Raw genomic sequence first — 13,133 nt, 5'->3', positions numbered from 1 at the left:
GCCTGCCTGCTGTATTTTCAATAGCTAATCTTCGGAAAAAGATAGATTTTCTGATGCCGGAAGTTAGGAAAATTCGGGCGACTGATGGAGCTGGGTTCCTTCACCCGCTACAAAATTTCTTTTAATTGACCAGCACTCAAAACTGTTGCCGGGCGGAAATGCTCAGATGCCATATACTGCAACATGCTGTAGTAGAGCTGTCTTGCAGCCGGGTATGCTTTCAGCTGATCCAGCGGCGTCATGCACACCAGCAGTTTTCCCTGGCCTACACGGCATTCAAAAATAAGACCCAGCTTATGATTGCGGTCGACATTATCAATCACCTGCACCAAGGGCCGGTAAGCGGCAGGCAGGGCATCCAGTATCAGCGGACGCGCATTTTTGACAATGGGCCACCATTGCCAGCTGGTGTAAAATTCCGTGGGAAAATGATCAAACAACGGCAATTCGGGCCAGGTGAGGATCCCTAATGTACCCGCAGACTGCGGCCGCTGTTGTTTTGCTGCGGCCTCTTTAAACACCTTCCAGTTCCAGAACTCCGTAATAAACTGTCCGCCCACTGATTTCTCCTTTATGCTTTCAAGATCCGGGAACAGCAATACGTTCGCTCCCGTCTGTAATGCATTTATCGTTTTATCATCCAGCGTTCGGGCAATTATTGCCCCCGCAGGAACGGCCAACTCCTCTTTGAATGGGTACACCCAAACGGGATAACTATTCCTGCACGCAGTGCCCTCAAGTATTACCTGCAGGTTTAGTTTTGTAGCTGCAGCAATACCGGATAACGGAAAACGGATGTTCCCCACAGGTATAATCGCTTTAGACTCTTTTCCGATCCTCCATTTTCCGCTGCCCAGCACCTGTCCCTTCGGGTTGGTTATTCTCCAGTGCACGGTCTTCCCCGAAACATGTTCCGGATTGTAATTTACTAACTGAACGTCTGCGGTGAACGACTCATCGTTTGTCCAGGTATATGTATCCATCAATACCTGAATGGTACGATCATTACAAAACTGCCGGAAGGTTTGTGGAGAGACCAGTCCTTTACTGCGCATAAAGGCATTCAGCAACCCTACCAGTGCCGTGCCCTGCCCGGGAAAATCCTGCAGGTCCAGCAACTGAAAGCCGCCGAAACCAGGTGTACCCAACGCCATTTCAATCTCCCTACGGTAAAGTTGAACGGCCAGCATGCCCGATGCCCTACAAAAGTCCGCCGCCTGGTCGCCCATTCCTGCCTTTTGCAACCGCTCGCGAAAGATCTGCAGGTTCGCCGGCTGAAGCACGCCGGTATATTGCGGAAGCTCCGTATAATCCGGATACAACTGGTATTGTCCAATCTCATGCCCGACCACCGGTAAATCCAAAGTGCGGATAGCCCCGGCGTAATTGCGCCGCGTATTCGGCTGCATGCTATTTAAAATTCCGTTAGTTCGGTCTTCGGTTGTGGCAAAACCACCCCGCACATCGAACCCACCATCAGCCGTTTCTTTACCCGTCCGCATGGTTACCCAAAAATCTTCACCTGCCCTGGGGTGCGGATCATTATAAAATGCATTGGTACCAGCCGTATATAGCCGGCGGTTATTATCGTAAGCCCGCAGTTCTTTGATCATTTTATCCGGCACTGTTTCATCCCCCGCCGGTTCATTGCCCAGTGATAACAGTACAAACGACGGATGGTTCCCATAGGCATCAAGAATGGCTTCCCCTTCCTTATAAAGAAAGCGATTCTGAAAGCTGTTTTTACTATTAAAGTTCGACCAGTTAGGTAATTCTGCCTGGATATAGATCCCTTCGATATCCGCCGCCTCAAAGGCAGCTTCGGGCGGTGTATAGGAATGAAACCGGTAATGATTGATGCCATATTGTTTTGCGATCCGGTACAGCCGCCTCCATGCTGAAACGGTCGCAGGCGGAAATCCTGTTAAGGGAAACACACAGCTTTCGTTCTTCCCTCGTAAAAAAGTGACCCGGTTGTTAATGCGGAACTGTGTGCCCTGGGGGAAGAAACTACGCAAACCGGCGTTTAGCACCATCCGGTCTGCAATGCCTCGCTTATCATACAATGTTACCGTAAGACGGTAAAGTGCCGGGTGATATTCATCCCAAAACAGGGCATCCCGGCCCAACCGATAATCCAACTCCACGCTATCAGCAATGATATTGTACCACTGTGTTTTTGCTATATGCTTTTTGCCGGTATTCCATGCCAACGCCTCTATTTTGATACGGGCCGTTTTTTTTCCCTTATACGCATTCCGCAACCGGATGCCGAGCTGGAACAACCGCTTGTTGGCATCCGGTTTTACCCGAATCTGCGCCAGTTGAAAATCACTTCGGCGCTCCAGGAAAATATTACCGATGATGCCGTTCCAGTTGGTTTGTGTATGCACGCTCAGCGCATGCGAACCACCCACCGGGAAAAGTGAAGGCGTATTATCCACGCAGATCGTCAGCGTATGCCACCCGGGCTCCGGGTAGCCGAGTTCAATGACCTGCGCGGCCGACAACAGGGTACTTTTACCTACAGGTATTCCGTCCATCCATACGGTAGTTGCCTTGGTACGTTCGAGGCAAAGTATGGCGCTCCTGTTCTTCCAGGATACAGGTATGCATACCCGCTTCTGGTACCAGGCTTTGCCGGCATAAGACCAGGTTGTATTCAGGTGCTGCGTGGTGGGCTGCGTATTCCGGATGCCTTTATGCCATTGTGCCATGGAGCCAGGCAGGATCACCGTTTCTGTAAACAAACGATCCATCCAGCGTTGTGCAATGCCTATATTTTGCGGATCCATGCAGAAACCCCAGGTGCCATTGAGAAAAATACGTTCGCGGGCGGATGGCTGGGCATGCGCACACAAGCACCATACGTTCAACAAAACAATCCCGGTTATCCGTATTTTAAAAAAAATCAGCATCCTAAAATATGACTGCCTCCTGTAAGCATCATTCGTATTTGAATATTTAAACATAGAGCCTGCGGACCGTGGTTTCAATGGCTATTCGTTAGAAGAAGATGGATTTTTTAATGTTGCATGTGCGTTTATCGCTCTTTTTATTGCCCCAGCTCCAGTGCTTATGGCTGCGGTCTTGCGTCGCCCTCTTCAACACCCCAATATAGGTCAGCTGGTGGTGAAACGCGGCGACTGTGCAACAGGAGCTGCGCTGTTTATCACAACCGGCCTTTTGTACCCAGCTTCCAATACCGCTGCAATGCTTCCGTATAATAGTAATCGGCATAGATCAGCGGCACATCAATGTCGGCATTTTTCGGATAGTTACCTACACCATGCTTCAAAAGAAAACCACCATTTTCTCCGATAGCGGCGCGGTAGGCCGGGGAGCAAAGGCTTTGCAGCATTTTTTCTGCCGCCCTTAAATAACCCCTGCTTTCTTTTCCGGATGTATACGTAGCCAGTTCCAGCAGGGCCGAACAGATAACCGCACCCGCCGAGACATCCCTTGGTGCATTGGGGATCCTCGGCGCATCAAAATCCCAATATGGTATCTTGTCCGCCGGAAGGCGTGGATGAGCTAACAGGAACTGTGCAATGTGCCGGGCCTGTTCCAGGTATTGGGGGTTACGCGTTTCGCGATAACACATCGTGTACCCGTATAACCCCCAGGCCTGACCCCGGGCCCAGGCAGAGCTGTCGGCGGCACCCTGCACCGTTTGCTTTTTTAATACATTGCCGTCTTTAGGATTATAGATCACCAGGTGGTGGGAGCTGTAGTCTGGACGGTAATGATGTTGCATAGTGGTATTGGCATGGGTCACCGCAATACGGTAAAAAGAAGAGTCGCCTGTCATTTTTGTGGCTTCAAACAGCAATTCCAGGTTCATCATATTATCAATAATCACCATAAACCGGCCGGGATCCGAATCCCAGGAACGGATGCACCCTACTTTCTCATTAAAGCGGCTTGCCAGCGACCGTGCGCTATTGACCAGTACCTCTTTATACCCCGGCTTTGGCTCCAGCCGTTCCGCATTGCCAAAGGAGCAATACATCATAAAACCCAGGTCATGCGTCGTTTTATTGTATTGTTCTTTTTCCAGTACCTGCATTTTTCGCAATGCTTCTTTGTATAAACTACTATCCTTTGTGTACTCAAAAAGATACAACAACGCACCGGGGTAAAATCCACCCACCCAGGGTTCGGAGCCGCTGGTCACCAGCTTATCATCTTTAGCGTACCAGGTAACCGGAAAGCGGTCAGCATCCAGCCGCTGCATCATTACCTTGTACTGCTGCGCTGATGCATTGATGCAACGTATCACTTCCCGTTGCAGCCTTTTCCGGGTCTTTACCGGGTGCTGTGCGTTTAATCCGCTTAATAAAAAGCAGCAGAAAAGCAACCACCCCATCCTCTTATTCATGTTATGCTGTTTTAACTTCAACAAGGTATTGGAACCATTAAGGTATTGAGTTTATCAAAGGCTTAATGGCACTTAATTTCTTAATGTTTTAAAACCATTTCATAATCCGGTCTGCGATCAGCCGGTGGCCTTTTCCATTGGGATGATTGCTTTGCGCCATATAATCGCGCAGCTGCTTTCCGTTTCGGACCTGCTCATAAAAGGCGGCATAGCTGTCGGCAAGGCCGATCTGATATTTAGCTGCCAGCTCTACCAGTTGCCGACTGAACTGGCTTAATATATTATCCTGTTTAAGAATGTCCACGGCAAGATCCGGGGAAGGCGTCATCAGGATGATCTTTATATGCTTCCTTAATGCCCGACGGATCATCTTTTCCATCGCCGCTCGGGATGCTTCCAGTCCGACTGACCGGTCGTTCAGCGCATAGTCAATAAACAATACGTCCGGGCGATGCGGCAGTACGTCCTTCTCAAATCGTTTCTGTCCCTGTACAGAATTTTCGCCTCCGATAGATGTGGTGATTACGTTGATGACCGCATTGGGATATTGCTCCTTCAACTGCTGCAGCACCTGGTGCGGATAGGCTTCCAGCGTATGCACCGCCGGGGTCTGAAAGTATCCGCTGGGCACAGAATGCCCGTGAAACACCAGGTTGATGGTACGGTTGGCGGGCCATTTCTTTTTCAATTCGGTCTTCAGCTCCTCCAGGTAGGTTTGCGGATCTGCCTGCGCCATCCCCGCTACCACTATATGCAATACAAGGAAGAACAATAATAAACGAGCCATCCTTTTTTTCATGCTTTATTTTTTATTCAATTAAAAACGACAGTTGCGGTAGTACCATCCGCCTGTAGCTGTAACTGTTGTTCTTTATTACCAATCTGTAATGTTACCATTCCGCCTTTATGCAGCGGATCACTGACATAGAGCTTTCCTTTTTTGATCACCACCAGGCAAAAGCGGTCCGTTTGCAGGTACCGTCCCTGCTCTAACAGCAGCTTACCGGGCTCATAAAATGCCGCCATTACCACGCCATCCGCAAAACGCACGGCCTGTACATCTTTATCATTCTGCAACACCTTCCAATCCGGTTTTGAAGCGAGTTTTGCCGCTTGTTCTGCGGTTGTCGCAGCGCTTAATACATAACCAAAGGAAGATCCCTGTTGTTGCCACAGCACCGGCATAAAAACATCGGCGCGCACCGTGTTTTTTGATTCCGCATTGTTGATCGCATACCAGGTACCAGACATATTTTCTGCATGCACCTCCATAACAGCCGGCTGCAGCGGAATATAGGCAAACCCTGCATGATGGATCCAGCGCACTTGGTCCAGCCGCTTTGTCCCGTTCCGTAATACCTGTTTGGGATGATTCACCGTCACCGGGCCACGCAGGCGGCATTGATCCAATGCGGTGTAAACCGGGTCAGGGACCTTATCTGTTTTTAAATCCCCAACCAGGCATACTACCTTATCCCCATAACAAGCCCAGAACTTATGCGCCGCTAACGTTTGCTTTCCCGTTGTATCTGCAATGATCACGTGCATAGCGGTTACACCGCATAATGAATCGCCCGCGCTGCCGGCAAAAGCCTGACGGTTTGCCTGGTAAGCACCTTTAAAAGCCGTTACGCCCGGCAGGTGCGACCAGTCCCAGACCGACATGAGGTCTGTATATTCTTTACCATCCCTGATAAGATAAGCATCACCGCTGTTGAGCAGCCGTCCTTTTAAATTTTCATGATTGATCGATTCGGTGGCCAGCGTGCGGGTGGAAATCGTTTTCAGAAAAAAACTAAACGCTTTCCGGTGATAGGCGGCAAAATCAGAATAGGGATAATAACGGAATCCTAGCAAGCTCGTTTTACCATTCTGAACAGCGCTTAACCGGTCCCAGTCTGCAGTTCCGGAAGGTTGTAATTCTTTCATAAACGGGATCAATGCCCGTACATCTGCACTTTCCAGTTCTCCCTTTCGGGATGCCGACCGGTCCATGGTTCCCGGCACCGTATATATCCCCCGGGCCATCCATTGCCAGCCGTTCAGCATCATACCCGTAAGCAATGCTACCTTATCTTCCGGAAAAGCAAGCTCCGTACCTTTTAACTGCCAGGCCACCCGGAGGCTCTCCAACAAAAATGCCTTTCCATACTGGTACATTTGTAAGCGGTGCCCGTGCTGCTGAAAGCTGTAATCCGGCTGAATGCCTTCTCCCGTATCTACTTTAATCTCCTTTACGATCAGGTTACGACAGCGTTGCACCAGTGCATCATCGCCGGTAAGCGCCCCGTAATGCAATCCCAGGTCGGCGCACCATACCAGGTTGCCCGCAAGATAATCTTCATGCACCCGGAGCTGGTTCAGCACTTCCAGCGCCGCATTCATCCGTTGCGGATTTAATTGTTTGCGGAGCAGGATGATGATATCGCGCATATAACGGGGAATGCCAATTTCATTGTGCCACCAGTTGGTGCTCCGGTACCGTTCCAGCAGCCAGTGATCGAGCGCCTGCTCCATCGCATGCAGCAATGGAATACTATTGCGCTCCGGCGATCCGGAAGCAGCCCAGCATAGAGCCATATCGCGGATGCGTTTCAGGTGGTCCGGCACCTTCCATGCGGCCGGTTCCTTATCATTATAGTCGATATCCGGCCAGCGCCCATCCGGTTGCAGGGTACGGATCCAGTTAGCTGTATGCTTCACAGGTAGCACACTGGTGCGTAACAGGTAGCGGCTATACCGGTCCAGTATGGTATCTGCCTGCGCTCTGGCAACCAAAGCAAACAAAAAATGAAACACAATATTTAATCCGAGCCTGCGCATATTTATTTTATGTGATCTTAAAAAGGATTGTTCGTTATTTTTTCAGTGCGCGGTAGCGCATCAAGGCTTCAAGATAATAATAGTCTGCGTAAATCAGGGGCACATCTACCTCAATATTCCCAGGTACGCCTCCCGACGCATGCTTCAGGATAAACCCACCGTTCTCCCCTGTTGCAGCACGATAGGCCGGTGAGGACAGCGATTGCAGCATGCTTTCTGCCGCGCGCTGATAGCGGCCGCTGGTCTTCGCATCCACATACTCTGCCAGCTCCAGCAATGCCGACGCCGTAATAGCAGCAGCTGAAGCATCGCGGGGAACCGGCTGATATTTTGATGGGTCATAATTCCAGGGCGGATCAAAGCCCGCCTGCCCCACGTTAAAGTCCCAGTAAGGGATCTTATCCTCTGGCAGGTTCGGATGGCCAAGGAAAAAATCCGCCATACCCTTCGCCGTTTGTAAAAAGCGGATATCCTTTGTTTCGCGGTATACCATGGTGAATCCATAGATCCCCCAGGCCTGACCACGTGACCAGGCAGAGTTATCGGAGAACCCCTGCTGGGTTTCCCGGCTCTTTACCACGCCTGTTTCCACATCATAGTCCACCACATGATAACAACTAAAATCAGGACGCACCTGGTTCTTCATGGTCATTACTGCATGTTTTATCGCCATGTCCTTATAAAGCGGCTCCCCGGTTGCTTTTGAGGCAAAGAACAACAGCTCCAGGTTCATCATATTATCGATGATTACCGGGAATTTCAGGAGCCGTTTCCCGTCCAGCGACTTTACCTGGTCCCAGGACTGAATGCAGCCTACCCGCGGATCAAAACGCCGGGCCAGCGATTGTGCGGAACGCACCAGGATGGCCTTATCTTCCGGCCGGCCAAACAGGCGGTAGGCATTGCCGAAACTGCAATACATCATAAAACCAAGATCGTGATGGGCCGTTAATGTTTTCAACAGCTCCATCTTCTTTAATTTGGTATTGGCTTCGTTCAATAAGTTAGTATCGCGTGAAAATTCATAGAGGTACAGTAACCCGCCCGGGTAAAAGCCGCTGGTCCAGGCAGCTGGTGTTACTGTTTGCAGCTTCCGGTTCTCAAAGGTCCGCGGCCATTGATCCGGCTGCAGCTGTTGTTTTAAATAGTTATACTGCTGCACGGAAGCCTGTAAGCTTTCTGTCACCATCGCCTGTACCTCCGCGCGCGATTGCAACCGGTGTTGTTTTTGAGCATGAACCGGTAATCGTATTATCCCTAACAACAGGCAGCTACTGAATAAAATTTTCTTAAAACAACACTTCATATCCTCCTTAAAATTTGTGCCGATTTATTTTTTAAACAACTGCTGCAACAATGCCGGAGCTAACTGTTCCGTTGGCGCAAAGGCCTCGCTGCTGATGTATTTTTTCAGACTGTACAATAATTGTTGTGCCACAGGACGCTGATCGAGCTGGTGTTTCAGATCGATGGCAGATACCAGTAACCGGCCTTTGCCTACCCGTGCCTCAAACAGCAGGCTGATCTTGCGGGGATTGTTCCAATCGGGGATCATCTGTACCAGGGGTTTAAATCCAAACGGAAAATGTTCCAGCACCATGGGCCTTGAATGGGCAACAAGATCCCACCACTGCCAGTCGGAATGAAATGCTGTGGGAAAGAACTGCAATGCCGGATGCGCCGGATCACAAAGGATCCCCAACAGGTTGGGCGGCATACCGGACCAGACCGTGTTCCAGGAAATACCCGAGAACCCGGGCGCGGCATCGGAGTTTATTTTTGCCGTATCAGCCAGCAGCAATACACTCCCGCCTTTCTCCAAAACTGTTGCCACTCGTGCATTCCAGCTATCTGCTACCAATACTTTACCCGGATCCACTCCCGGCTGTTTTTCCGGATATACCCATATATTCCAGTCATTGTTGCAGGTTGTGCCCTCAATGCGGATCGTAAGTTTTAATTGTACAGCCGTTTTGATCTTATCCAGCGGAACTTTGATCTCCCCCAGCGTGAACGGACTGCCCACCGGAATATCCGCCGGGGCGAAACTACCTGATGCATATACGGTACCATCCGGAAAACGGAGCGACCACTCAGCTATAGCGCCTTTCAATGCGGCACTATCGAAATTGGCGAACTGCGCTGTGGCTGTAAAGATCTGTGCATTGGTCCAGGTAAAAGCTGCGGTCCGTAATAAAGGCACCCGCGTATTCTGAAATTTCCGGAAGTCAGCTGCCGTTGTATAGGGCTTGGGATTCCAGAAAATATCCACTACACCTACCGGGGCGGTACCCTGACCGGGAAAATCATTTAACTGCAGCATATGATAGCCGCCCAGTCCGGGTGTACGCAGGTAGGATTCCACTTCTTCTTTTTTCTGGATGACCTGGAATTTGCCGGAGGCCATCATAAAATCTGCTGCCTGGTCCAGCATATTGCGCTCCCGCAGCAGCTCGCGGAACAATTCGTAGTTATACGGTTTCAGTACACCGGTATACTTGGGGATCTCCTTAAAATCGGGATACACACACCACTGACCGATTTCATGCGTGATCATCGGTACGTTGTTCTTGACCACATAATCCGAATAATCATAACGGGTATCCAGCGCCTTAACATTGAACCGGCTCTTCAGCCCTTCTTTCCAGCGATGCGGCCGGGCGCCATACAATACATGATAATCATTGGCATCAATGAGGGGATACGCAGCACTCCCGGTATAAAGCCTGCGCGGATCCAGCTGTTTCCAGTGCGTAACCTGCGCCGTCAGGAATTCCTTCACGGCCGGACCTACCAGCTCATTGCCTTCACAGAACATGATAAATGAAGGATGATTGCCATAAGCGTTTAAGATCGCTTCGCCTTCCCGGCGCAAAAAATCATTTACGGCACTGTCCTTGCCAATGGTAAACCGCCAGTCGGGGTTTTCTACCTGCAGGTAAAAGCCCAGTTCATCCGCGGCCTCAAAGGCTGCTTCCGGCGGGCACCAGGTATGAAAGCGCATCGCATTTAACCCATAATTCTTACAGGTGGTAAAGATCCGGATCCATTCCTTTTTATCCGCCGGCGGATAGCCGGTCAGCGGAAACTCCGAAGAATTCACCGTCCCCCTGATAAATGCAGGTCTTCCATTAAATATAAAACGGGTACCCCGTGTCGCCAGTTCACGCACACCAAATGTCACTTCCGCCGCATCATTATACTGCTGTGTATTTCCTGTGGCATTCAATGTCAGCTGCAACCGGTACAATGCAGGATTAAACTCATCCCATAGCTGAACCGGTGTGCCCAGCGGCACTTCCGCCCTAATGGTGATCAGGGAATCCGCTCCGGAGAAACGGAAGCTCCGTTCCGGAACCTGTTGCGGTGTTGTGGTATGCTCCACAGCACCGTTACACCGTATGGTGCCTTCGACGGGTTTACGATTGCTGTTTTGAATATCGATCTTCAACGTAACCGTTCCTTTTGCTGCATCCGGATAGGCCTGTATGCCGGCAATATGCACTTTATCAAATGCGCGCAGTTCCAGTTTACCGATAATGCCATTCCAGTTGGTTTGCGTTTCCGCGCTGACGGCGTGCGCATATTCAATATCATAGATCTTATCATTGTTGACCCGGATCCGTATTTTATTTTTCTTACCGGGTTTTATCAGCGGTGTTACCCTATACTGGTGGGGCACGGAAAGGCTTTCCCGCTTACCGGCCGGCCGGTCGTTGATCCATAGATCGGTTTGCCAGTGTGCCCGCTCCAGAAAAAGCTCCACCTCTTTGTCTTTCCATTGCTCCGGCACTTCGATCTCTTTTTCATACCAGGCAATACCCTTATATTCAAAAGCACGCGTCAAACGCAGCGAGGTCATGCCCTGCGTCTTGTATCCCTTTCCCGCCTGATCTGTAGAACCTGGTAATGTGATCGTTTCTGCCAGCGGCGGCAGCAGTTGTACCCCGTTACTGTTTACGCCGGTCTCAAAGGGATCCAATTTAAATTTCCAGACGCCTTCCAGCCCTAATGTTTTACGGGGAGCAGGTTGTGGCTGCTGTGCCCGTGTTTCAGATACGATACCCAGTAACAGGACGGTTATCCAATAAAGTACCATTCTTTTCTTCATCATCTGCTCAGAAACTTTTATATTATTACCTGTAGATTCCGGTTACAGTTGTTACTGACTTTGACGCGAGCCGCAGTTCACGCGGCTTTGACACCGAATGTTTCAGATTCTGTGTATGGTTTGTCGTATAGATGTCAAGCAGCTGATCCGCCATACCATTCAGTTGCACCACCTCTTCCCGGTCCTGCGGGTTAATCAATACCACCACCATCTTCTTTACATTGCTATCTTTATAGGCCGATACCAGGATATTTTCGCTCCCCTGTTTTCCGGATTGCGCCGTTGCGATCCGTTTCATTCCCGGCCGCACAAAACGCGCAAAATTACCGAAAGCCCAAAGTTGCTTTGAGTCCGAAACAATGCCGTCTGTTTTACAACCCGGCACATCTGTTTTACCCGAGGGCGTATTGATATATACCAGCGCATCACTGTAATCATAGGGGCTCATGGCCAGCCACCACTGCCAGGATGTGGCATTGGCAACGGTGAGGTCCTGATGGATCACTTTGGCCACATAGAGGCCATAATCGATTCCCGTATTACGCGGTGCACCACTGTACTGATTGCAGATATTACCCAGGATACCAAACTCCGTTTGCCATATTTGCAAAGGCTTCAGTTCTTCGGCCACAGCGCGCACCTGTTGCCGGGTTGCAATGGCTGCCGCGTCAGGACAGGTGGTGAAATAGCTGTGCGCTGAAATAATGCCGGCCACCTGCGGCAGATCGCCGATATAGATCGGTGTTCCCGGTTTAAAAAACTGGCGGGCCTGATCGCCGCAGCCTTCTTCATTTTTACCAAATATATAATCCCACTGCCCTGCTTCACCCACCACGATCTTTGCATTCGTATTTCCCATCTTTGGTGCGGTGGCCTTTACCAGCGCAGCGATCTCTGTATTGACGGCCTGTGTACCTTCCTGGCTGGCGCCGTCGGCCTTCCCCCATTTCCATTGGGGCTCATTTACCGGGCTCAGAAAATCGAAATTGAAATGACCCGCTACCTTTACTAAAAAATCGGCATAAGCATCCATCATTCCTTCTTTTATGTTCATCCGCGTACCACCGGTAGCATTATACGCTTTTCCGTTCTGTGTCATAAAAACAGGGGGCGTCAGCGAGAAACCCAGCGTATAGGCAACACCCCTTTTTTTTGCTGCTTCCAAAAACCACTGCTGCCCCTGTTGCCTGCTCCAATCATAAGAGCCATCGGCATTCATAAAACATTCCTCCCTCCGCCATTCGTCCTTTATATTGCTTGCAGCACCCTGTTCAAAACTTCCGCCGCCGATGTTGAAGCGCCACAGGGAAAGAGCAATACCTTCGGGACTTCCATCTTTTAAGGTATCCATGCTGAAAAGCAGGTCGGCTATTTTGTTCTTCTTCTGTTCATCCTGCCAGTTGCCCACAAATTTTGCCGTCCAGCAATCGGAAGCGCCAAAGCTGTGTATCGTTTGTTGCTCCTGTGAGGGATAAAGCGTTACAATTATTTTTCCCGGAGGAGCAGCGACGGGCGTGGTCCCCGGAGGTTTTTTATCACAGGCCCATAGCAATGATAACATATGGGTCAGTACAAAGGCACATCCGGCTTTTTTTACGATTGTTTTTATTGCTTGTTTGAATATTGATCGGTTCTTAAAATATTTCATCGATTATACATTCAGGTAATCACATTGTTTAGGATTGCGCGGCACACCATCGTCATCAAACATATGGCTCTCCCCGATGGCTCTTCCGCCTTTATCTGCATTTATATCAGCGAAACTCGTTTCCGGCCGCACGAGCGCAGGCGCATCAGCAGGAACCACCATTGCCCCTT

General features: G+C 50.1%; 8 protein-coding genes. All 8 read right to left on the bottom strand.

Going from position 1 to position 13,133, the window contains the following annotated elements:
• Positions 1-107 precede the first annotated feature (107 nt).
• Complete coding sequence (locus tag LL912_RS24185) at positions 108-2,879, bottom strand: sugar-binding domain-containing protein (protein ID WP_235556205.1); 2,772 nt, start codon at positions 2,877-2,879, stop codon at positions 108-110.
• Between the two features lie 293 nt (positions 2,880-3,172).
• Positions 3,173-4,381, bottom strand: coding sequence for a glycoside hydrolase family 88 protein (locus LL912_RS24180; RefSeq protein ID WP_235556204.1), 1,209 nt, complete (start codon positions 4,379-4,381; stop codon positions 3,173-3,175).
• A gap of 88 nt (positions 4,382-4,469) precedes the next feature.
• On the bottom strand, positions 4,470-5,180 hold the full coding sequence (locus LL912_RS24175; protein ID WP_235556203.1) for an SGNH/GDSL hydrolase family protein: 711 nt from the start codon (positions 5,178-5,180) through the stop codon (positions 4,470-4,472).
• Positions 5,181-5,194: 14 nt separating this feature from the next.
• Positions 5,195-7,204 (bottom strand): polysaccharide lyase family 8 super-sandwich domain-containing protein, encoded by a 2,010-nt coding sequence (locus tag LL912_RS24170; RefSeq protein ID WP_235556202.1) that lies wholly within the window; start codon positions 7,202-7,204, stop codon positions 5,195-5,197.
• Positions 7,205-7,238: 34 nt separating this feature from the next.
• Entirely contained in the window at positions 7,239-8,420 is a 1,182-nt protein-coding gene (locus tag LL912_RS24165) for a glycoside hydrolase family protein (RefSeq protein ID WP_235556201.1), read from the bottom strand.
• 114 nt (positions 8,421-8,534) lie between these two features.
• Positions 8,535-11,318, bottom strand: a complete 2,784-nt coding sequence (locus tag LL912_RS24160; protein ID WP_235556200.1) for a sugar-binding domain-containing protein — start codon at positions 11,316-11,318, stop codon at positions 8,535-8,537.
• Positions 11,319-11,340: 22 nt separating this feature from the next.
• The gene (locus LL912_RS24155; RefSeq protein ID WP_235556199.1) at positions 11,341-12,876 is read right to left on the bottom strand and encodes a glycoside hydrolase; all 1,536 of its coding nucleotides are present in this window, start codon (positions 12,874-12,876) and stop codon (positions 11,341-11,343) included.
• Positions 12,877-12,966: 90 nt separating this feature from the next.
• Positions 12,967-13,125, bottom strand: a complete 159-nt coding sequence (locus LL912_RS24150; RefSeq protein WP_235556198.1) for a hypothetical protein — start codon at positions 13,123-13,125, stop codon at positions 12,967-12,969.
• Positions 13,126-13,133: the final 8 nt, after the last annotated feature.

The organism is Niabella agricola (genome assembly GCF_021538615.1).
Lineage (GTDB): Bacteria > Bacteroidota > Bacteroidia > Chitinophagales > Chitinophagaceae > Niabella > Niabella agricola.
This window is presented reverse-complemented; position numbering and strand designations above follow the sequence as displayed.